This window comes from Bacillus sp. CH_48, from assembly GCF_038008465.1.
In the GTDB taxonomy this organism is placed as follows: Bacteria; Bacillota; Bacilli; order Bacillales; family Bacillaceae_G; genus Bacillus_A; species Bacillus_A thuringiensis_S.
In genome coordinates this window covers 52174-76600 of sequence record NZ_JBBOZF010000001.1, presented here as the reverse complement: position 1 = coordinate 76600, position 24427 = coordinate 52174, and the positions used below count along the sequence as shown (strand labels likewise).

The following is a 24427-nucleotide window of genomic DNA, read 5'->3' as shown; positions in this document are numbered from 1 at the left end:
CATTATTATTGATGATTTTTATTAGATAAATTCAATAGCACTAGTATTCCCAACAATATTAGTAAAATAGTATTCACATTTGATCATATTTGTCCTCATATCTACTATTTTTATTAATATCCTTCTGATTTTTTGTAGATATAAAATTGGATATTTTACTACACGTAAAGAATACTTAATGTGTAGTGTGGAGATTCTACTATAGGTAGAAGAGGATTTATATAGAAATGCATAAAAAAAGACTCCATTTTACATGAAGTCCTTCTAGTTATGTATTTATAAATAGATTAGTAAAAAAAGGGCCGAATAAACCAAACACGAATAGCCCTCCACTTTCGATTTTTTCAAAAATAGAGAGCTTGTTGCTATTATTTTATTTCCATTGCGGTTAGCACCTGATCTGGAGCTGTTATTGTTACACCGGCACGTACTAAACGTTCGAAGGTACGCATAAATTCTAGTAAATTAAACTGCTTTGGTAGCTCAATAACACGAAGTTTTTCTTGTGGCAGCTTATCAATTGCCTCGATAAACCATTCACGTACATCACTTGGAATCGTGCGTTCTTTATGGCCACGAACTTTTAGTTTTTCACGCATTTCAATTTCTAAAGCGATATATGCATGGAGATTCACTCCCTGATCATATGCATATTTTCTAAATAACGTTTCTTCCTGGTATTTTAGATAATTACGGTGATAAGATTCTTCCGTCACTGGTACCGCAAACTTCTGCTTCAGTAGTGCATGTACATTTCTAAACATCTTCTTAATGTTATGAAGAGAGTACATAGAATAATGTAGACCAAAATTAAAGACAGCTTTCTCACGGTCACTATTTCTCTCTTTTGGTATATGTTGTGCAATAAGAGGGTAGATACCTTCTTTCGCCGCTGTATCCAGAATTTGATATTGAGATGTCTGATGTAATAGTTTTTTCAATGTATATATAAGTTTTGTAGGGTATCCTTCTTTGCGATCAACCATATCACGAAGCCCACGAATGACACTACGAATTTGACGATGACAAGTATACTTTAGTACATGAATGAACTTATTCATGCCTGTAGACAATTCACCGATATTCATTTCTTGTAGAAGTGATTCGATGAATTTCGCTTTACGTGCATAGGTAGCTTTTGGTGTAAACGGATCCCTGTATTGTTCTTCTCCAGATTCTTTCGAACATAAGAAGTCTGAATGGATAGATAGATATAGCGTTGTATATCGTTTTGTATGCTTTACACCTTTTTGCATTTTGCAAATTTTGAATAGGGGACTACCCGTACATGAGAATGTAATTGTTAATTCATCGATAACCGCACGGATTTGATGCGGATATTTTTTATGTAAGAAACGATACATCCCGCCAAAGTGAGTCTTGTTTCCTCTTTCGTCTTGCTTGTCCAAAGAGCGCTTTAGCGTTATTTCTGTATGTTGTTGCATTGCGATATCTAAAAATAACTTCTTAGCCGCTACAGATAACTTAAAGAAAGCCTTTGTAAATACAACAGGACTAATATATATGTACGGATTTGCTTTTTCTGTTTCCCCATTCAGAAAATGAGTGAGTTTAATTGTGTAACGGCCATCAATTCCATTTTCAATGGAGATAATGTTATGTAAGCTTAACTTTTTCAAAGCGATATAGAATTGAGAGTGTTGGATATAAGCAAATTCTTCTTTATATTGTTTGTAATCTTCCCACATCATATGTATGGTTACATTGGGAATGACACCATTAGTAAAGCATTTCTTATGTATATATAAGAACACTTCGAGATCAGCATTCGTAATGCCGTATAATTTATGCTTTCTTCCCGTTTTTTCTGCAAGTGCAGACATTGCGCGACGTGAAAAAGATGGTTTGGCTCTTTCGACAAACCCATCCACATCAGCAATACGATCTTCGTATGTCATGTGCTGCAAAATATCTTCTAAATAAGTATCTTTATAACTGTAGTACTTCTCCTCAAATGCTTCCACAAGCTTTTGCCAAGACTTTAGTGTTACTAAAACTGCGTTTGTTGTTTTCGCATTTAAGCTACGTTGATTACGTATCACAAATGATTTTCCCATCTTTTTCACCTCCGTTCTACAAATTCAGAAATATATGTCAAAATACTATAAAATATACCAATTATGATTATAGCAAATCGAATTTTGTAAAAATGTGCCCTTTAAGAGAGAATTTCAAAAAAGGCAACACCTTATGGGTCTTAGAGCGACAAGGGATAGAGAAAATTGTTATTTTTATTTTTGGTACGCGACTTGGGAAGGAATGTTGCTCTTTTCTTGTATGATGCTATTTAATGAGAAAAGGAGAAATCCTTTAATATCAATACTTTATTGATATTTCAATTGATTTTTGGTACGCAACTTGGGAAAGGTGTTGCTCCTTTTTCAGGAAAATGGGTACGCGACTTGGGAAAAACGTTGCTTATTTAGAAAAAAAGTACGCAAGATGGGAAGAATGTTGCTTCTTTTTCACCTGAAATTAAATAATTTAAATGTTTAGTGTTGCTTATTCTAGTGGAATAGTACGTAAGTTGAGAGTGATGTTGCTTGTTTTGGACTAAGGGTACGCAAGATGGGAAAGATGTTGCATGTTTTACTTCCATTTAGTGAAAAGGGTTTACAAACTAATAAAAACTAAGTGTATTGTTGCTATTACAAATACGAAAGTTAATTCTTGAATATTAGTTTCCATTTATTTAATATTTTTTTATTTTGGAGTCTACCAATGTTTATCTTTATGAACTTAATATTTTATAAAGACATTATCAAATATATTTAAAATAAAGATTGGGTTAGCATCCTTTCAGATATTTCAATGTCCTTATTGATAGTAATACTAGGAACGGTACTATATACAATTCTATTTTTAGTAATTTCAAAACCCAAAAATCAATAAAGATTTACTTTCAATTATCACTCGAGGAAAGGAAAAAGACAGCAATAAATCAGCTGTCTTTTCTTTCTTGACACCTATAACATTCTATTTTTTAGGCATCCACGTATGTCCACAATTTATGCAACCATTGACAATGTTCTTTCTACCAATAAATCCACTGAATATTGTTACAGGAAATCCTAAAAATACAATAATTATAAAAGTAAATCCAAACACATTTTGAACACTATAATCTCCATGATCGTCAAAACGAAGAAGTAAACAAAAAGAGACTATTGGAAAAGCTTGGATTCTATACTTCTAACCCTATAAATAATTTAGTTTTCTTCCAATTATTCACTTGAGATCCACTACTAATAGGACTAATTATTTTCAAAACATTTCACAATAATTATATATTTTGAATATTCAACTAAATATTTATAAATAAATTAAAATGTTAGGAAATACAAATAATATGGTATTCTTATTTATGTAATATTCATTCCAAAAAAGGGGGATTTTTCATGTTTAAGAAAGTAATAATTGGAACATTAGCAACTGGAATTATGTTATCTGGTGCTGGAGGAGTATTTGCGGAAACACCTACTGATACAAGTGTAAAATTAAAAACAATTGATAATAAAAAAAGTTTTGTTAAGAAAAAAGAAAAACAAGACTTTCCTGGTTACAAATCAAAAGGGGAAATACCCACTGTAAAAGAGTGGAATGGAGTAACTTGGTATTTAAAAGGAGTAACTGAAGTAAGTAAAAATTCATGGACAGGACATTATGAAGGATGGCGAACAAGTAATAATTAAGAAACTTTAATTTATTACTCAAAAATAGGCAAAAAGACAGCAATCAATCAGCTGTCTTTTCTTTTTTGATCTATAGACATTCTATTTTTTAGGCATCCATGTATGTCCGCAATTCATACAACCATTGACAATATTTTTTCTACCAATAAATCCACTGAATAAAGTTATCGGTGCCCCTAGGAGCATCATTAAAAAACCAACAAATGCAGCCATATCCTGAAGTGGAGAATGTCGAGGAACTATTCCAATAGCTATAAGTGTAGCTAACATAAGAAACATAATTAAAAACATCCTTTTAAAATTATAACCACGTTTATTACCAACTATTTGATCAGATTTACATTTCCTACAAACAACCCGCCTAGTTACTTTTTCTTTTTGCACTGTCATGTTCAATCACCCTCTTTAACTATAAATTACAATAAACTAATTATAAGATATATTAACTACAATAAGATACAAATATTATCAAAATAAGAAAAAGAACCTTAAAAACCAGTTTCTTTTTCTTATTTTCCAATGTAAACTTTTTATTATTAGTTTACCTTCAAATCCCCTTAAATATTAACTTCTCTCCGAACCCCCTGATATCCTCAATTTATATAATAAAAGTATACATTGAAAACACTGTAAATAAAGAGTTCACAATCTCTTATACGTTTAATCATTCACTCTCTCTTTCATCTAAAATCTGCTCAAAACAAAATTTAAAACAAACTAATTTAGTCCATCTATTTCTAGCAAAAGTTAAAATGTTAAAAATATATGGAAACAAAATTGAAATTAAAATTATTAATAGTACAAATCCCCACATTTCTTTTGAAAGAAAAGCTGAGTCTATAAAAGCACTAAATAAAACCGTCACATACATAATAATTAATGGTTGTATTCTATGTATGCTATCTTTTTACGACATTAAAATATATTAGAATTAACATGGTATGAATGATTAGTAGCAATTGATATAATTGTATTAGAAGCAATTAGGAGGATTATTAGTGGAGAAGTTAAAAGTACTATTTCAAAACACCTTATATATAGCTTACCCTCTTTTAGCTGGAGTTGAGGGAAGTGAAAAGGTTTTAAATAAATGGCAACAATTCTATCAAGATGTAGAAAGAGATCTACAGGAAATTTACAACTCATCTTATTCATCACAGACTTTCGAAAAGCTAGTAAAATGGGTTTCTAAAAAGGAAGCTTTAGGATTATCAGGGATAGACATTCTTCCAAAACTAGAAAATCATAGGGAAGAAATTTTTGAATGTCTAAGAGATGACTTATATATGGAGTTTGGAATTAAACTGCCTATTATCGCAAAAGAATTACCTTTACATTCAGAGGCTAAGAGTGATTATATAGAACGAAGTAATGCAGGGTTTATGTACCATTTATCAGACACTATTGCTAAGAATAAGTTTACAGATGACCAAGATAAGAATGTACGGATTGCTCAATTACAGGATAAACAAAATAGTCTAGTGGTAGTATCGTCACACGATGATGGTGATATGAAATTACAAAGAAAAGAATTAAAAAGATGGAATACACTGATTGATTCTACTTTTTTAACAAGAGTAATGGACGATTTGACGGCGGACTGCCTCGATATTGTAACTGAACTTTGGGTAAAGAGTGCGGAAAATGATAAGACTATTGTGCCTGTACATTACGAACAAATATTAGATATGTGTAATATGAAACAAATCAAAAATGGTAAGTCTTATTATCGAAAAGAAGACAGATTAAAAATTATGGAGCGATTAGCTGCTCTTGCTAGTATTTTTATTTATGTCAATGAAGATAATGAGATCGTGATATTAAATGAAAAAGATCCAAATGAAAGCCTAACTTATAAAAAGCAAAGAATTCGAAGGTTATTTGTAATGGATGAAATTATCATTGCAAAAGATATTGATACGGATAAAACATTAGGAATAGAGAGTATGAACGTTACACCAGGAAGCTTTTTATCAAAATATCTCTATGGATCTGAAAAGCTAACAGGTTTATTATCAAAAAAAGCCCTAGAGTATAACAGCAAGCAACAGAGATATCACAAAAGATTAACCAGATATCTAAGTTGGCGTTGGCGCATTCAACAATCCTATCAACATTTAACACATTCTTATAGTATTGGTGGTCCTAAAGGGTTATTACAAGTAATGGAGATAAGCATGAATAGAAAACCAAGTCTAATAAGACAAGTTTTTGAAAAGACTTTAGATGACCTTATGAGCGACCAAGTAATTCAAGAGTGGAAATACTCTCCCGAAATTGATGAAGAAAAATGTAAGGGAAAAAACTGGTTTGAAAACTACTGGTTAAAATTAAAAGTAAGCATTTCTCCTACAAATGAACTTGTTAAATTACAACAAGAGTTGATTACTAAGAAAAGTAAGCAGCAAGTACCCTTGGTCATTGAGATGGAAGAAAAGCCACCGGTAATTGAAGAGAAGCCAATAAGTATAGTAAATCAAGAACCCCCTAATAGTATTGAGTTTTATATTGAAAAGATGAACACGTATAAAGAGAAGAATAATAAAAGTATTCGTGAGTTAGCGAAAGAAATAGATATTTCGTATTCAACACTTTCAAGGATGTTATCCGGTAAAAGAAAACGATTAAATGATGATACGAAAAATAAGCTAGATAAGTGGATAGAAAGACAGGTAGTAGTTAATCTGCTGTAAACGACGGTTTAAAAATAAATATATATAAACAAAAGGACTTAATCAAAGTAATGATCGATATTATCCTCTTTAGGTAGACAATGTAAAAAAGACCATGTACACACTTTGATGTTACACCATTACTTGGAGAGGATTTTTTAACATGACTAAAAAAGGTTCAACATTAAATGAACATTTGGAATGATTGATTTTATCAACTATTCCAATTTAATTAAAGGTAATATAGGCTGAAGAAAAATAAACATAAGATTCGCATGAATAACTTTCAAAATAAGTGTAATATGAACCATAAGTTTTCTGGAACAGCAAACTTATGGTTCTTTTGTTTGCTGCAAAGTTATGCCCCTGGATTTGAAGAAAATTCTTAATGTCGTTTTTTAAATAAAGTCTCGACGTTTTAAAAAAATTGCGATGTTTTGTCCCTTGGGATCTGTTTATCTTAAGGGATATACTTATAGTTCCCAAAAAATCTGAACGGAAAGACCGATTAAGGAATTGTTGAGTAGCAATAAAGTTATTGCATTTTTAGAATCAGTTCCTGCTTTCTGAGAAAAAACTTCGTCACTATATTATCTAGATTAATTTGGTTGTATTCTCCAGTTCGAACAAACTTTAAAAAATAGTTGTAATTCATCTTGAATTGAAAGATGGATAAAAAACATCATCTTTTCTAGTTAAATTTTAGAAATAACAACTTTTTTACAATTGGGGAAGTAAAAACTCTTAAGTTGATAGGAATGTATGGTGACTGCCTTGTATATTATTCAAGGATAGTACTTTATATGAGTATGCAATTGTACATATTCATATAAAGTACATAATACATAAAATCCCATAAAATTATAGTAATAACATTTTTTTATATGATATTTATTAAGATTCAATGATACCAACAAATTTTATGTTTAATTATAGTAGTAAAATTATTTCACTTCATGAAGTGATAATAGTATAAAAACTTTTTAAATATAATTAGAAAAAAATAAAACATTTAATGTCAGAAAAATCGAACATTAGATACACAATTTTCTAGTTTACTTATGAAAAACATAGTGATTAAAATGGGGGGGAAGTAAGGACCTTATATTCTATCAAAAACAAATAAAAAACGAGATGCACTTACTCTTTTGAAAAATTTTTTATCCTCAAGTGTGTGTGAAGAAATCCTAACGTTAGGTTGTACAACATTTACGATCAAAACTTGTAAAAAACAATAGTGAAGAGGTGTAAGGAATGAAGAATAAAATTATGACAGGATTTTTAATAACATCAATTGCTACCGGGGCGACTATTCCTATCAATACTCTCGCAACGCCAATCGTTCAAGCAGAAACAAAACAAGATAATATAGATATTTCCTCAGCGTTACGAAAAATAGGTGCACACTCCAAATTAACACAAACCTTTGTCGATGGAGCCTTAGCAAGTCCGAATGTACAACTTGTAGAAGTTCCATCTTTAAATACAACTCAATTTCTAATTAAACAAGATATGAAAGAGTGGTCATCCGAACTTTATCCCAAATTAATTCTATTAAATTCAAAAAGTAAAGGATTTGTAACTAAATTTAATAGTTATTATCCAACATTAAAAGGATTTGTAGATAATGGGGAAGATAAAGAAGGGTTTACAGATAGACTGGAAGTCCTTCAAGACATGACCATAACAAACCAAGAAAGTGTGCAACGTCAAATTAATGAGTTAACAGATCTAAAACTACAGTTAGATAAAAAGGTGAAAAATCTTGATACTGATGTGGCAAAAGCACAGAGTGTCCTTAATTCAGAGGGAACAGGAAAAATAGATAAGTTAAAAAATGAAATGCTAGATACAAAAAAATCAATTCAAAATGATTTACAGCAAATAGCATTATTACCAGGAGCCTTAAATGAACAAGGGCTAAAGGTATTCCAAGAAATTTATAGTCTATCGAAAGATATCATTGAACCGGCTGCTCAAACAGCAGTAGTAGCGTATAACAAAGGAAAAGAAATAAACAATGCTATTGTAGACGCAGAGAAGAAAGCAGAGCAAGAAGCAAAAGAAAAGGGAAAATCAGCTATAGAAATTGAGGCTGCCAAAAAAGAAGCACGTGAAGCAATAGAGAAAAGTAAAAAAGGTGAAATCGCTGCAGCTGCAGTTACAAAAACGAAAGAGTATGATCTTATGAAAGTGATTGATCCTGAAAAAATAAAAAAAACATATAATACTTTTGCTGAAATTAATAAACTAACAGCAGAGCAACGTGCATATTTAAATGATTTAGAGAAACAAAATCAGAAATTATATGACTTAACAACTAAATTAACTGTAGCGGATTTACAAAAATCAATGATTCTTTTCATGCAAAATGATTTGCATACATTTGCTAACCAAGTAGATGGAGAAATTGAGCTAATGAAACGTTACAAAGAGGATTTGGATCTAATAAATAATAGTATTACAAAATTATCGACTGAAGTTGATGCCAATAACACTCAGTCTCAAAAAGATACATTAAGACGATTAAAAAGTGTAACAACTCAACTCGAAGAGCAAGTTTATAAATTCTAATATTAAGAACACAGGTTTATCAAAAGGATTATATTGCAACTGAAAATAAGGAGGAGATCAAATGATGAAATTTCCATTTAAGGTTATAACTTTAGCCACTTTAGCAACGGTTATAACTGCTACGAATGGTAGTACTATTCATGCACTTGCACAAGAACACACAGCTCAGGAACAGAAAATAGAAAATTATGCGTTAGGACCTGATGGATTAAAGAAAGCGTTGGCTGAAACAGGCTCTCATATTCTTGTAATGGATTTGTACGCAAAAACTATGATTAAGCAACCGAATGTAAATTTATCCAACATTGATTTAGGTTCCGGAGGAGGAGAATTAATTAAAAATATTCACCTAAATCAGGAACTGTCACGAATCAATGCAAATTACTGGTTAGATACAGCGAAGCCAAACATTCAAAAAACAGCACGTAATATTGTAAATTATGATGAGCAATTTCAAAACTATTACGACACATTAGTAGACACTGTAAAAAAGAAAGATAAGGTGAGCCTCAAAGAAGGAATAGGGGATTTAATCGATACAATTCATACAAATTCAAATGATGTTACGGAAGTCATTAAGATGTTAGAGGCTTTTAAAACAAAGTTGTATACAAATACTGTAGATTTTAAAAATAATGTTGGTGGTCCAGATGGACAGGGCGGATTGACAGCTATATTAGCGGGAAAACAAGCACTAGTCCCACAACTTCAGGCCGAAATTGAGAATTTACGTTCTACACAGAAATCACATTTTGATAATGTATTAGCCTGGTCAATTGGTGGTGGATTAGGAGCTGCTATTTTAGTTATTGGAACGATTGCAGGAGCGGTAGTAATTGTTGTGACGGGTGGTACAGCTACACCAGCTGTTGTTGGCGGTCTTACAGCTCTAGGAGCAGCTGGTATCGGTTTAGGAACAGCAGCTGGTGTCGAGGCATCTAATCATATGAATTCTTATAATGAAATTTCGAATAAAATCGGAGAATTAAGTATGAAAGCTGATCTGGCTAATCAAGCGGTTATTTCACTTACTAATACGAAAGACACTCTAACATATTTGTATCAGACAGTGGATCAAGCAATAATGTCTCTAACAAGTATTCAGCAACAATGGAATAAAATGGGGGCTAATTATAAAGATTTATATGATAATATCGATCAAATGCAAGAACATAAACTTTCGTTAATACCTGACGATTTAAAAGCTGCTAAACAAAGTTGGAATGACATTCATAAGGACGCAGAATTCATTTCAAAAGACATTGCTTTTAAACAAGAAAAAACAAACTAAAAATTAATATATATTCATAGGAGGAATTAAAGTGAATAATAATTTTCCTTATAAACTACTTGCTGTATCGACGTTTTTAACCCTGACAACAACTACTGTAGTTTCACCAGTAGCTGCTTTTGCAAGTGAAAGTAAAATAGAACAAACCAGTACGGAAGATATATCTCTTTCTGTAAACAGTGAAAAGATGAAAAAAGCTTTGCAAGATGCTGGGGTATTTGCAAAATCCATGAATGATTACTCTTATTTGTTAATTAATAATCCAGATGTTAACTTTGAAGGAATTGATATTAAAGGATATACAAATCTACCTAGTCAAATTGCACAAGATCAAAAGAATGCAAGAGAGCATGCTACAAAATGGGATGCGCACATAAAAAAACAACTTTTAGATACCCTTACAGGAATTGTAGAGTATGATACCACATTTGACAATTATTACGATACATTAGTAGAAGCAATTAATGAAGGAGATGCAGATACATTAAAAGAAGGCATTACAGATTTACAAGGTGAGATTAAACAAAACCAAGCATATACACAGAATTTAATACAAGAACTAGCTAAGTTAAGAGATAGTATTGGAGAAGATGTCCGAGCATTTGGAGGTCATAAAGATATCTTGCAATCGATTTTAAAAAATCAAGCATCTGGAATAGATGAAGATGAAAAACGCCTAAATGATGTTTTAGAGCAAATAAGACATTTTAAACAAGTAGAATCGGATGGAATAATAACTGTATCATATCCCTCAATCCCTACATGGATTGCTGGAGGTGTAATGATAGGGGTAGCAAGAAATAATTTAGGTACGTTAGAGCCGTTATTAGCGCAATTACGGCAAACGGTAGACTATAAAATAACATTAAATCGTGTAGTTGGGGTTGCGTATAATAATATTGCTGAAATGCAAAATGCAATTGGATCAGCTATTAATGCTCTTACCTATATGTCAGCACAATGGCATGATTTAGATTCTCAATATTCAGGAGTACTTAATCATATTGATAAAGCATCCCAAAAGGCAGATCAAAATAAATTTAAATTTTTAAAACCTAACCTGAATGCAGCAAAAGATAGTTGGAAAACATTAAGAGCAGATGCATTTACATTAAAAGAAGGAATAAAAACATTAAAAATGGATCCTGTTTCTTCGAAAAAATAGGGAAGTATACTAAAAAGGTGGAGTTGTATCAAAAGCTTCACCTTTTTTTATTGTAGTTGAGTTGTATAAGCAAGTTTCATCTTGTTTCAATTGTGAAAGGAGTTCTTTGAGCCGATTAGTGTATATATAGCTTATTTTGCTATGCACATATTTAATCGACTTGAAGAAGTTCTTTTTGTGTTGCATTCAAGTTAGGAATCACTTGTATATAGAACATCGGAGGCTAATAGTACACTAAATGAAAAAGCACATAATTTGTGCTCGTTTTTCTCATGAAACAATAGGGGTTTATTTAAAGGAAACGATCTATGATTGCAATTGTATGGAATATCTAAACATTCAAAAGTTAAATATATCCGAACAAATTAAATTTATGCATAATGGACAAATGGTATTAAGAACATTACAAGACATATGTAATGAGAGAAAATTTACTATCATCGCTTGTACTGTAGTAAAGATATTAAAATAAATAGGCACGAGGGCTTATATTTAGATATTACAACTAAAAAATAATGTGAATAACTAGCACAGCTATTAGGCTTTTTTCATTTAGAAAAATACTATGGACATTATTAAATTTTTTTGATTAGATCTGACATTTTATTAACACTCATACTACTAATAATAAAATCTATTATAAATATATATCTTATATATTAAAAAGAAATAAAGATAAAACTATTATAGGTTATCAAAAATAGGGGGAAACTCTACTCCCACAAGGGAAAATTTGATGTTAGCACGTAAAAAATCATAAATAGTAAAAAATGTATCCGTAGATTCAATAATTATAAGACTTTCAATTCTACAAAAAAGCAGAAAGAAAATCATATGTTTCTACATGAAATCGGAAAGAAATTGATACAAATTACTTTATATTTATTCAACTATGGAAATAAGCTTCATTTACTTTATTTTGGTAAATAAGCAGTATTTAACGTTCAATTATCCACATTTTGTTCAGAAAATGTAGTTATTTGTTAACATTACTCAGTATTTACACATAACTCACATTATTATTGATGATTTTTATTAGATATATACAACAATACTAGTAGTTACAATGATGTCAGAAAAATACTATTCACATTCGAGTATATTTGTCCTCATATCCACTGTTTTTATAATTTTATTTTTGATTTTTTGTAGGTATTATGAGGTATGTTTTATTACATTAGAAGAATACTCCCTGGCACTATGTGGAGAGTTATATAGTGCTAGAAGAGAATTTGTATAGAAGTGCATAAAAAAAGACTTCATTTTACATGAAGTCCTTCTGATTTTGTATTTATAAATAGAGTAGTAGAAAAAGAGTATGAATGAAACAACTACGAATAGCCCTCTAATTTCGATTTTTTCAAAAATAGAGAGCTCGTTACTATTATTTTATTTCCATTGCGTGTAGCACCTGATCTGGAGCTGTTATTGTTACACCAGCACGTACTAAACGTTCGAAGGTACGCATAAACTCTAGTAAATTAAACTGCTTTGGTAGCTCAATCACACGAAGTTTTTCTTGTGGCAGCTTATCAATTGCCTCGATAAACCATTCGCGCACATCACTTGGAATTGTGCGTTCTTTATGGCCACGAACTTTTAGTTTTTCACGCATTTCAATTTCTAAAGCGATATATGCATGGAGATTCACTCCCTGATCATATGCATATTTTCTAAATAACGTTTCTTCCTGGTATTTTAGATAATTACGGTGATAAGACTCTTCTGTTACTGGTACCGCAAACTTCTGCTTCAATAATGCATGCACATTTTTAAACATCTTTTTAATGTTACGAAGAGAGTACATAGAATAATGTAGGCCGAAATTAAAGATAGCTTGCTCACGTTCGCTATTTCTCTCTTTTGGTATATGCTGCGCAATAAGAGGGTAGATACCTTCTTTTGCTGCTGTATCGAGAATTTGATATTGAGATGTCTGATGTAATAGTTTCTTCAATGTATATACAATTTTCGTTGGATATCCTTCTTTTCGATCAACCATGTCACGTAGTCCGTGAATTACACTGCGAATTTGACGATGACAAGTATGCTTTAGTACATGAATGAATTTATTCATGTCTGCAGACAATTCACCGATATTCATCTCTTGTAGAAGTGATTCGATAAATTTCGCTTTTCGAGCATAGGTAGCTTTTGGTGTAAATGGATCCCTATGTTGTTCTTCTCCAGCTTCTTTCGAACATAAGAAGTCTGAATGGATAGACAGATATAATGTCGTATATCGTTTTGTATGCTTTACACCTTTTTGCATTTTGCAAATTTTGAATAGGGGATTCCCCGTACATGGTAATGCAGTTGTTAATTCCTCGATAACCGCACGGATCTGATGCGGATATTTTTTATGTAAGAAACGATACATCCCACCGAAGTGAGTTTTGTTTCCTCTTTCGTCCTGCTTGTCTAAAGAACGCTTTAATGTTGTTTCCGTATGTTGTTGCATTGCGATGTCTAAGAATAGTTTCTTAGCTGCTACAGATAGCTTAAAGAAATCCTTTGTAAATACAACAGGACTAATATATACGTACGGATTTGCTTTTTCTGTTTCCTCATTCATAAAATGAGTGAGTTTGATTGTATAACGGCCATCTACTCCATTTTCGATGGAGATAATGTTATGTAAGTTTAATTTCTTTAATGCGATATAGAATTGAGAGTGTTGGATATAAGCAAATTCTTCTTTATATTGCTTGTAATCTTCCCACATCATATGTATGGTTACATTTGGAATGACGCCGTTTGTATAGCATTTTTTATGTAAGTACAAGAACACTTCAAGATCAGCATTCGTAATACCGTATAATTTATGTTTTCGTCCTGCTTTTTCTGCAAGTGTAGACATTGCCCGACGTGAAAAAGATGGTTTGGCTTTTTCAACAAAACCTTCTACATCCGCAATACGCTCTTCGTATGTCATATGCTGCAAAATATCTTCTAAATATGTATCTTTATAGCTGTAGTATTTCTCCTCAAATGTTTCCACAAACTTTTGCCAAGACTTTAGTGTTACTAAAACTGCGTTTGTTGTTTTCGCATTTAAGCTACGTTGATTACGTATCACAAATGATTTTCCCATCTTTTTCACCTCCGTTCTACAAATTCAGAAATATATGTCAAAATACTATAAAATATACCAATTTTGATTATAGCAAATCGAAAAATGATGAAAGGTGCTCCTTTAAGAAGAAAATTAGCAACTTGCAACAGCTTATGAAGCTAGTTGTATCAAGGGATAAGAGAATTTCATGATTTTTTTTTGTGTTAAGGATACCGCAAACGTGTTGCAAGTTGTGTGGTATGTATAAAAGTAAGCGAAAAAGCACCTAAACCCTTGGTATATAAAGGATTAGAGTGAAAATGGTAGGAAAGTTAGGGAAAGGATACCGCAAACATGTTGCAAGTTAGTGAACGCAATCATTAAAAATGAATTGTAATAAATACCCTTGATATAAAAGGATTGGTGGGCATTTATAGAATGAAAGTAGGGAAAGGATACCGCAAACAGTGTTGCATCTTGTGAGGGAAATAAGGGCATGCATACCGCAAACGTGTTGCAAGTTGGGTAATATGTATAAAAGTAAATAGAAAAGCACCTAAACCCTTGGTATATAAAGGATTAGAGTGAAAATGGTAGGAAAGTTAGGGAAAGGATACCGCAAACATGTTGCATATTATGTATGTAACTTATTAAAAATATGAGATAAATAGCTTAAAAACTTTAAAATGACATGATTTTTTTTAGAATTACTTAGTTGAGAAAAAAATTATACTGTTGCAAGTTGAAAGAGATAGGGAAAGGATACCGCAAACGTGTTGCAAGTTGATTAGAAATAGGTAAGAGAAAGAGCAAACGTGTTGCAAGTTGAGAAATATAAGGCAAACAAAGCGCAAAAAGAATGTAAGTAAGGAGAAATAGGTAAGAAAAAAAGCAACCTGTTGCAAGTTGAGGAGTTAAGGAAAGCAAGGCGCAAAAGAAATGTAGGAAGAAGAAATAGGGAAAAGAAAGAGCAGTATGTTGCAAGTTAAAAAGTTAAGGAAAGTAAAGCGCAAAAGGAATGTAAGTAAGGAGAAATAGGTAAGAGGAAGAATAACCTGTTGCAAGTTGGAGAGTTAAGGAAAGCAAGGCGCAAAAGAAATGTAGGAAGAAGAAATAGGGAAAAGAAAGAGCAGTATGTTGCAAGTTGAGAAATATAAGGAAAGCAAAGCGCAAAAAGAATGTCAGTAAAGGAAAATAGGTAAGAGGAAGAACAACCTGTTGCAAGTTAAAGAGTTAAGGAAAGTAAAGCGCAAAAGGAATGTAAGTAAGGAGAAATAGGTAAGAGGAAGAACAACCTGTTGCAAGTTGGAGAGTTAAGGAAAGCAAGGCGCAAAAGAAATGTAGGAAGAAGAAATAGGGAAAAGAAAGAGCAGTATGTTGCAAGTTGAGAAATATAAGGAAAGCAAAGCGCAAAAGGAATGTAAGTAAGGGGAAATAGGTAAGAAAAAAAGCAACCTGTTGCAAGTTAAGGAGTTAAGGAAAGCAAAGCGCAAAAGGAATGTAGGAAGAAGAAATAGAGAAAAGAAAGAGCAGCATGTTGCAAGTTAAGGAGTTAAGGAAAGCAAAGCGCAAAAGGAATGTAGGAAGAAGAAATAGGGAAAAGAAAGAGCAGTATGTTGCAAGTTAAGGAGTTAAGGAAAGCAAGGCGCAAAAGAAATGCAAGTAAGAAGAAATAGAGAAAAGAAAGAGCAGCATGTTGCAAGTTCAGGAAAGAAAGTTGCAAAAGGAATGCAAGAAAAGCAGAATAGAGAAGAAAGAAACAAAAATTTGTAAATATCTGTTACAATAAATTAAATATAATAGTAGTTAAGATTTTTATACTGAGAATTATTTAATTGTGATCCATGGTTTAGGGAGGAAAAGAAAGTGGATAACTTATTACAAATGTTTCGAGATGCATTGTTAATCTCTGAGCCAATTTATAAAACTAACGAGCTAGTATGGAATAAGTGGAATGCATATTTTAAAGATGTTGAAAACAATAATAATAAAGTACTCACATCACCTCATGCTTCCCCATCATTTACTGCATTAGTGTCTTGGCTAGAGAAAAAACAAGAATCCGGTACTACATTAGTACAAATTTATGCCAAAATTGATTCCTATAAGGAAGAAATATATAAAGAAATTGAAGGATTTATAGACAAAGAATTCCAAAATATAGCTTCTTCAAGTTCCATAATAGTAGAAAATGATCAAAATATAGAAGAGACAAGTATAGTAAACCATGAGGATTATTATGAGGTAAATAACTCTGCTGTTTATTATAAGCTAAGAGATGGGATTGCAAAAAATCAATTTGAAGAAGATGAACTGAGTAAGGTTTTACAATATCCTATTGAAACAAAATCTTCTAATGGTGTAGCCCAGCTTTCTTCACACAAAGATGAAGATTTAAGACTTACTAATATAGAAGAAGCTGCTCGATGGAATACTCTTGTTGATGATGTAATGAGTAATATGGATGATTTAACGGCAGATTGTTTAGATGCAATTACAATACAATGGATAAACGAAGCAAAATCTCCAGACGAATTCATTGATTTTTCTTATGAGCAAGTTTTAGAGATGTGCAACATTCCAAAAACAGTAGTCAAAAATAAGGAATACTATAGAGCGGAAGATAAAATTAAAATAGCAAAAAGAATTGCAGCTTTAGCAAGTATTTTTATCTATTTAAATGATGAGAATGAAGTCGTAGTATTAAATGACCGTGAAGATGAAGGGGAACGACTAGAATTAAAGCGTGAGGTTGTTAAACGATTATTTGTATTAGATTCGGTTGTATTGTGGAGACATAGTGTTACAAATGAATATATGGGTATTGAATCTTGTCGTATTAAGCCAGGCAGCTTTTTAACCAATTATTTATACGGATCAAATAATACAACAGCATTATTGTCTAAAAAAGCACTTGAATACAATAGTTATAGACACAAATATCATAAAAGGTTAATACGATACTTAACATGGCAATGGAGAATTAGACAAATGTATTCATCATTGAAAAAGCCATATTCTATAGGTGGGGACAAAGGCCTGCTAGCAGTAATGGATATCCCGAAAGATTGGAAGCCTAATCGTATTAGAGAACAGTTAGAAAACGTTCTAATGGATTTAGAAAATGAAAAAGTAATCTCTCATTGGGAGTATAGTGACCCACTGGATGAACAACAAATTGGGAAACGTAATTGGTTTAAAAATTATTACACTAACTTAGGAATAACGATTTTGCCACCTGAAGAAATGCTACAGTCAATGGATAGGGTAATAGGAAAGAAGATTGTAGAGGAACCACAAGAGCAATTACCCGAAGTAACAGTTGTTAAAGAGATAAAGAAGACTGTAGAATCAGTCGAACAAATAGAGAAAAAGATCCGTGACCAAATACTGAAAGTACACAATGAAAAAAAGGTAAGCATTCGTGAAATAGCAGATGAAATGAGTATTTCTCCGTCTACATTATCTAGGTTTTGTAATTATAAAACAAAACGTTTATCTAAAAAAGCATTAGAAAAGCTAACAAAATGGTGTGAAAGGCAAGAAATATTAGAAAAGATGTAACATAGACTAAATATTTCTTTTAATAATAGTCAAATTAAAAATACACATACATTATGTATGTGTATTTTTAATTATTATCACCAATAATAGTCTAAATTTTCTTTATTGATGGTGGTTTTGGCGCGCGAAGATCCTACTGGAAAGTCATTATAGTTATGCTATTTAATCCACTGCAATTAAATTTCTTGTCTTATCGATATGGTTCAGTAACATACGATACTCTTCTTCATACATAGTTATACGTTGTAGAAGAGATTGATTCTCTGTTTCTAAATCTTCAATTTGATTTTGTAATTTTGTCAATTCATTCACATCTTTATAATTTTGTAGAAAGAGAATAATATCATCTAATGTAATAGACAAAGAGTTTTTTTCTTTTTCTGATGGGGATAGGGGAATGTTGTTTCCCATTTTTCGGTCTTGTTTTGCTTGTTGTATTTCTTCTTGGTATTGTTTTCTCACATATGAATTCCAACGAAATCCACAAGCTGCGGGTGTTCTAGCTAGTAGTTTTGCTACTTCTTTGAATGCAGCTAACTGTGTGCCACCGTTACGAATATTCTGAAGTACTGTTGATGCGAGAAGTAAATCGTTATCATCAGTCCAAGAATCTTGTCTTGAGATTACCACGTTTTAACCCCCCTTATATGTTTTATATTATATATATGCAATTACTCAAAATGATAGAAGTTCAACTTCTCTTGAAATAATTGGGAGTAAGTTGGTAGAAGTATGTATGATTTTACATGCAAAATTGCATTTAAGGTTGACTATTTTGTAAAGGTGTAACTATAATGGTTACAGTTGTGCAGCTGAATGAATACAATGGTTGGTATGAATTCGTTGTATTAATAATGTATAAACAAATATTAAAGAAAGAACGGAGTTGGAAATATAGTCCTACATATAAAACGTTTGTATAAAAAGAAATTAGGTAATATACATTTTTTTATAACTATATATTAATAAAAAAGAGGTGCATGTTTTGAAAATTTTTAAGGGAATTCTAGTTTCTTCAATTGCATTAACAGCATTTAATGGGATAGGCGGACTACTTCCAAGTGAAAAATCAGAAGTTGCCTATGCAGCTACTTACAATTATTCAAATAAGCAATTGAATTCTACTGTACATAAGCAAGTTACTAAACAATTAATTTTGAAATTTAAAAATGAAGCGAATTTACCATATCAGGATGGAATAGAAAAATTCATTAAAGAAGAAAAACAAGATCCTGAATTAATTGGAATTTTAGCTGAATATCCAAATGTAACTATAAATCGACTTTTTAATTCTTTAAATCCTAAAGAAATTAAAAATCTTGGTAAAGAAATAAAAGATTCCGATCAAATTTCTTCTAATTTGTTAAACTATTATATTGTAGAAACTCAAGATGATATTGATGTACAAGCATTACTTACAAAAATTGAAAAATCATCTCTTGTTGAAACAGCGTATTTACAGGAAGAAGAGGCGCCACCAGCAGAGCGTTTGCCAAATTTATCTGTTAATCCATATGATGAGCCTAGACTTACAAGACAAGGTTACCTTGAACCAGCACCATTAGGAATTAATGCACCTTATGCCTGGAGCATAAAAGGTGGAGATGGAAAAGGAACTACTTTCGTAGATATGGAGTATGGGTGGTTATTTAATCATGAGGATTTAGTGAATCAAAAGATTGAATTGATATCTGGACAGAATAAAAGCGAGCACCATGATCACGGTACCTCAGTCTTAGGAATTGTTTCGGCAGAGGATAATAACATAGGTGGAATTGGGATCGCACCGAAAGCTAAGGTAAAGGTTGTATCTCAGATTAGGGATAACGGAAATTATAATACAGCTGATGCTATTTTAAGCGCGGTTAACAATATGCAAGCTGGAGATATTCTTTTACTAGAGGCACAAGCAACTTACGATGGATATGGAGATAAGAACTATTTTCCTGTGGAAGTAAAACCAGACATATTTGATGCAATTCGTATGGGAACAAATAAGGGAATTATTATTATTGAAGCAGGCGCAAATGGCGGAAATGACTTGGATCAATTTAGAGACCGTAATGGTAAACAAGTTTTAAATCGTAATAGCCCTGATTTTAAAGATTCAGGGGCAATTATGGTTGGGGCAGCTTCTGCAAGGGTTCCTCATAAGCGTTCATATTTCTCTAATTACGGTAGTAGAGTGGATGTGTATGGATGGGGGAATGCAGTAGATACTACAGATGCTAAACCAAGTGAATTTATAACAAATTTATATACATCTAGTTTTGCTGGAACATCTAGCGCATCACCTATTATTGCTGGTGCTGCAGCATCAATTCAAGGAATAGCAAAAAATAATCAGGGAAAAGTATATACACCAAGCCAGCTTAGGGATATTTTAAGTGATTCTAGCACCGGAACGAAATCTAATGATCCAACTTCTGATAAAATTGGTGTTTTACCTGACTTAAAAGCCATTTTATCTAAACTTGGTTTTTCACCAAACTTAAGTAATGATTCTTCCATTGTATTTCCTGAGGAACAAGAAATAAATAAAGGGAATAAGGGAAATGAAGGATCTACTATTACGTTCCCAAAAGAAGATTCCGCTAATAGTGAAGGGGACTCTAGCTTTATTTTCCCAGAATAATAGAAATACCTCCTATTAAGCATGGGGCAAAATAGTTTACTCAATAAGAACAAAGGATATGAATTCCATAGAAATATGAATTTATATCCTTTTTATTTTAAGCTGTTTTACCTACCTTACAAAAACGTAATGTTAGCGTAATGGAAATGAATTTTGGCAGCCAATAGATTAGGATATAATTTTTGTGAGAAAAGATATGAGGTGAATAATATGAAACGAATAGTGCTTATGTGTAGCGTTTTTGTGATGTTTACTGTGTTGTTATCCGGGTGTAATTTAAATCGTCTTGGTACAGATACATATTATGTGCAAATTACCAAGGATGGTGAAAAATTAAAAGAGAAAAATGTAAATGGGGATACGACTTACGAATATAAATTACCTGGATTTGATAAGGATGGTAAAGAGAAAGAAATGGAGTTTACAGCGTTAAAAAACCTTCGTAAAGAAGCGTTTTTACGTATATATTACTCTGAGAAAAAAGGTGTGAAATCTTGGGAAGAAGTGAAAAAAGATGAACTCCCTACAAAGGTAAAAGAAAAATTAAAGGTGGATTAATATATAATTCTTTATCATTTTAGCCAAGAAGACTCCTTCCTCAAGGAGCGTGAAGGGTCACAGTCCAGTGAGTAGGTGGGAGATGAATTGGGTTTGAACAAGGGATGGCGGGAAGCCATCTTAATTGTTCGACATATAGAAAGTATTACTCCACTATCTATCGAATGTACGTTTGGTGTATAATGGTCATATACCGAAATGGAGGTGAATCAAATAATGATGAATAAAGCCTATAAGTTTCGTATCTATCCAAATCAAGCACAAGCAATTCTAATTAACAAAACGATTGGGTGTTCTCGTTTTGTATTCAATTATTTCCTATCCTTATGGGATCATGCATACAAAGAGACAGGAAAAGGCTTGACCTATGGTACATGCTCTGCCAAACTACCTGCCATGAAGAAAGAGCTTATTTGGCTAAAAGAAGTGGATAGTATTGCGATTCAGTCGTCCGTTCGCAACCTTGCGGATGCTTATACGCGCTTTTTTAAAAAACAAAATAGCGCACCGCGCTTTAAATCTAAGAAGAACAACTTACAATCTTATACCACAAAACAAACAAATGAAAACATTGCCATTATAGGGAATAAAATAAAGTTGCCGAAACTAGGCCTTGTTCGATTTGCCAAAAGTCGTGAAGTAGAGGGACGTATTGTAAATGCTACAGTTAGACGGAACCCTTCTGGTAGATATTTTGTGTCACTATTAGTTGAAACAGAAATACAAGAACTTCCGAAAACACATTCTTACATTGGAATAGATGTAGGACTAAAAGATTTCGCTATTTTGTCAAATGGAACACACTATAAAAATCCGAAGTTTTTCCGATCATTAGAAGATAAGTTGGCGAAAGCACAGCGTGTTCTTTCTAGAAGAATGAAAGGATCTTCTCGCTGGAATAAACAACGAGTAAAGATAGCTAGAATTCATGAATACATATCAAATGCTAGAAAAGATTACTTGGACAAAATCTCAACTGAAATCATCAAAAACCACGATGTTATCGGTATAGAGGATTTGCAAGTATCGAATATGTTAAAAAATCATAAGTTAGCAAAAGCAATTAGTGAGGTATCTTGGTTGCAATTTCGATCAATGTTAGAATACAAAGCAAAATGGTATGGCAAACAAGTCATTGTCGTATCGAAAACATTTGCTTCCAGCCAATTATGTTCCTGTTGTGGATATCAAAATAAAGACGTTAAAAATCTAAACCTACGTGAATGGGACTGTCCTTCTTGTCGTACACACCATGATAGGGATATTAACGCAAGTATCAATCTAAAGCATGAAGCGATAAGACTTCTAACCGCAAGGACTGCGGGGTTAGCCTAATCAATTAGAGTTCGATAGAACTCTTTACTTAGGAATCCCTCACTTCTAAACGAAGTGAAAGTGGGGGTAGTTCAATAGAGCAATATATCCTCAAACTATTAGAATGTATATTGTGAAATAGGCGAAAGTTCTTTAGAGTTGTTAAAGTAAGAGGCTGACAGTTATTGTCAGTCTTTTAATTTTGCAGGAAGAAAATAAAAAAGGCATTTAACAGGAAAGTGTTGGATTATTAACAATTATTTAAGATCCAAAGCTACAATATATCTACTCCTGAACTATAATAATTTTAGGTCAGAAATAAGCTTCTGATTTTGTGAGGAGTTAAGTACTAAAAAAGCTTAATTTTGTTTACGTATTTATAGTCGTTTAAAGGATTTATGATTGGTTATGATATAATAAAATTCAAGTACAATAAGGGGGATTAATTAAATGATTTTTCAAAGCATGATAACAGCTATTATAGAAAAATTACAAGAGACGGTGAATCCCTATTGGATAATTGTGTTTGGATCAACGGCTGAGAACAGAGAACGAGAAGATAGTGATATTGATATAGCTTATGTAAGTGACACAACATTAGGGAACTATGAACGTTTTTTATTAGCACAGGAGTTAGCTAACAGTGTTCAGAGAGATGTTGATTTAGTTGATTTATCCGAAGCTTCTACAGTTTTTCAAGCTCAGATTATACATACAGGAAAGACAATATTTTGTTCCGATGAAAAACGTAAGGTTATTTTTGAAATGAAAACTTTAAAAATGTATTCAAAATTGAATGAAGAACGACAGGTAGTATTTGATGATATAAAGAAAAGAGGTTCTATATATGAAGAATGAGGTTATTTTAAATAAAATTTCTACAATAGAGCGTTGTATAAAAAGAATCCAAGATGTGTATGGAAATGACCCTGAAAATTTAGAGGACTTTACAAAACAAGATTCAATAATATTGAATATACAAAGAGCTTGTGAAGCGAGTATTGATCTAGCAATGCATATTGTTGCTGGGAAAAAATTAGGACTACCCCAATCTAGTCGAGAGGCCTTTGATTTATTGGTTACAGCAGGATTACTTAGCGCTGATCTAGCAAATAAGTTAAAGGCGATGGTTGGATTTCGTAATATTGCTGTTCATGATTATCAAAGTGTAAATTTAGATATTGTTCGTCAAATTATTGAAAAACATTTAACTGATTTCAAACTATTTACGAAGGAAGTAATGGGGATATTGGAATTTTAGGCGAAAGAACAGAATAATAAAGCTGAGAGATAAAGTAATTCTATGACTAAAAAACCAGCTATTGAAACAATTACTTAATTTCGTAAGAAGAAACGCGGTCATAAGATGAGTTTGTTTTTGATTTTAGCGAATAAAAACAATATAAAATAATAGAGTTTCAAAAAAATAGCCCTCCACCAGACCTTTTTTGGTCAGATGGAGGGCTATTTTTTTTCATGTTTTGACAAGTTGCGGTGAGATAAGCCTGCATTTGGACAGACTTCAGCCCCCGAAATCGAGCATATCGATAGCCATGTAGTTCTTTGGCGTCCGCAAAGCTTCGCTCTATAGTTGAATAGCGTACTTTGTAAAACTTTTTCCCTGTAACTGTTAGTTTGTTTTTTCTAGCGATATCCTTATATTTCTCCCATATATGATGAGTGATAACTTTTTGTTTCTTTGAAAAACATACCTCACGTAGCGGACAAACAGCGTAGTCTTCTGGGTTGGATTTATATTGATGATATCCTTCACGATCCGTTGTCGCATACTCTAAAATACACCCCATCGGACAAGCAAATGCATTCATTTCTTCTACATATTTAAATTGGCTTTTTGACCCTTTACGCTCCTTGAGGAAGGAGTC

At 32.2% G+C, this 24427-nt stretch carries 16 protein-coding genes and 1 pseudogene; 12 read left to right on the top strand and 5 right to left on the bottom strand.

Going from position 1 to position 24427, the window contains the following annotated elements:
* Positions 1-368: 368 nt before the first annotated feature.
* On the bottom strand, positions 369-2078 hold the full coding sequence (locus N2V92_RS00385; protein ID WP_170264904.1) for a hypothetical protein: 1710 nt from the start codon (positions 2076-2078) through the stop codon (positions 369-371).
* A gap of 1341 nt (positions 2079-3419) precedes the next feature.
* On the opposite strand from N2V92_RS00385, the gene N2V92_RS00380 reads away from it, so the two are divergent.
* Positions 3420-3713, top strand: a complete 294-nt coding sequence (locus N2V92_RS00380) for an LCI fold-containing protein (RefSeq protein WP_000475236.1) — start codon at positions 3420-3422, stop codon at positions 3711-3713.
* A gap of 81 nt (positions 3714-3794) precedes the next feature.
* Here the strand turns inward: N2V92_RS00380 and N2V92_RS00375 are convergent, their stop codons facing one another.
* Positions 3795-4103, bottom strand: a complete 309-nt coding sequence (locus N2V92_RS00375; RefSeq protein WP_170264905.1) for a hypothetical protein — start codon at positions 4101-4103, stop codon at positions 3795-3797.
* Between the two features lie 608 nt (positions 4104-4711).
* Here N2V92_RS00375 and N2V92_RS00370 point away from each other — a divergent pair.
* The 4 genes from N2V92_RS00370 to hblA all read left to right on the top strand — a co-directional run bounded on the left by N2V92_RS00370 (position 4712) and on the right by hblA (position 11415).
* Complete coding sequence (locus N2V92_RS00370; protein ID WP_170264906.1) at positions 4712-6406, top strand: helix-turn-helix domain-containing protein; 1695 nt, start codon at positions 4712-4714, stop codon at positions 6404-6406.
* Positions 6407-7639: 1233 nt separating this feature from the next.
* A complete protein-coding gene (hblC, locus tag N2V92_RS00365; RefSeq protein ID WP_170264907.1) occupies positions 7640-8959 on the top strand; it encodes a hemolysin BL lytic component L2 in 1320 nt (439 codons plus the stop codon).
* Between the two features lie 61 nt (positions 8960-9020).
* A complete protein-coding gene (gene hblD, locus N2V92_RS00360; protein ID WP_170264908.1) occupies positions 9021-10250 on the top strand; it encodes a hemolysin BL lytic component L1 in 1230 nt (409 codons plus the stop codon).
* A gap of 31 nt (positions 10251-10281) precedes the next feature.
* Positions 10282-11415 carry a hemolysin BL binding component B gene (gene hblA, locus N2V92_RS00355; RefSeq protein WP_001063467.1) on the top strand — a complete coding sequence of 378 codons (1134 nt, stop codon included), beginning with the start codon at positions 10282-10284 and terminating at the stop codon, positions 11413-11415.
* A 1384-nt stretch (positions 11416-12799) separates the two neighbouring features.
* On the opposite strand, the gene N2V92_RS00350 is transcribed toward hblA, so the two are convergent.
* The gene (locus N2V92_RS00350) at positions 12800-14509 is read right to left on the bottom strand and encodes a hypothetical protein (protein WP_074790509.1); all 1710 of its coding nucleotides are present in this window, start codon (positions 14507-14509) and stop codon (positions 12800-12802) included.
* A 1827-nt stretch (positions 14510-16336) separates the two neighbouring features.
* Here N2V92_RS00350 and N2V92_RS00345 point away from each other — a divergent pair.
* Positions 16337-18034 (top strand): helix-turn-helix domain-containing protein, encoded by a 1698-nt coding sequence (locus N2V92_RS00345; protein ID WP_000369384.1) that lies wholly within the window; start codon positions 16337-16339, stop codon positions 18032-18034.
* A gap of 162 nt (positions 18035-18196) precedes the next feature.
* Here the strand turns inward: N2V92_RS00345 and N2V92_RS00340 are convergent, their stop codons facing one another.
* Positions 18197-18664 carry an RsfA family transcriptional regulator gene (locus N2V92_RS00340; protein WP_000237077.1) on the bottom strand — a complete coding sequence of 156 codons (468 nt, stop codon included), beginning with the start codon at positions 18662-18664 and terminating at the stop codon, positions 18197-18199.
* Between the two features lie 164 nt (positions 18665-18828).
* Here N2V92_RS00340 and N2V92_RS00335 point away from each other — a divergent pair, with 164 nt between their 5' ends.
* From N2V92_RS00335 to hepT, 6 genes are all read left to right on the top strand, one after another.
* The gene (locus tag N2V92_RS00335; protein ID WP_003308548.1) at positions 18829-18957 is read left to right on the top strand and encodes a hypothetical protein; all 129 of its coding nucleotides are present in this window, start codon (positions 18829-18831) and stop codon (positions 18955-18957) included.
* Positions 18958-19019: 62 nt separating this feature from the next.
* Positions 19020-20669: a S8 family peptidase gene (locus tag N2V92_RS00330; RefSeq protein WP_098506810.1), complete on the top strand. Its 1650-nt coding sequence runs from the start codon at positions 19020-19022 to the stop codon at positions 20667-20669.
* 210 nt (positions 20670-20879) lie between these two features.
* Positions 20880-21227, top strand: a complete 348-nt coding sequence (locus tag N2V92_RS00325; protein ID WP_000822914.1) for a YxeA family protein — start codon at positions 20880-20882, stop codon at positions 21225-21227.
* 216 nt (positions 21228-21443) lie between these two features.
* Complete coding sequence (gene tnpB, locus N2V92_RS00320; RefSeq protein WP_170264946.1) at positions 21444-22562, top strand: IS200/IS605 family element RNA-guided endonuclease TnpB; 1119 nt, start codon at positions 21444-21446, stop codon at positions 22560-22562.
* 429 nt (positions 22563-22991) lie between these two features.
* On the top strand, positions 22992-23399 hold the full coding sequence (gene mntA, locus N2V92_RS00315) for a type VII toxin-antitoxin system MntA family adenylyltransferase antitoxin (protein ID WP_086407477.1): 408 nt from the start codon (positions 22992-22994) through the stop codon (positions 23397-23399).
* The gene (gene hepT / locus N2V92_RS00310; protein ID WP_000787540.1) at positions 23389-23802 is read left to right on the top strand and encodes a type VII toxin-antitoxin system HepT family RNase toxin; all 414 of its coding nucleotides are present in this window, start codon (positions 23389-23391) and stop codon (positions 23800-23802) included. Before mntA ends, hepT begins: the two co-directional genes overlap by 11 nt.
* Before the next feature lie 123 nt (positions 23803-23925).
* Here hepT and N2V92_RS00305 read toward each other — a convergent pair.
* Positions 23926-24400: pseudogene (locus tag N2V92_RS00305) on the bottom strand (transposase); the annotation flags it as partial.
* Positions 24401-24427 lie beyond the last annotated feature (27 nt).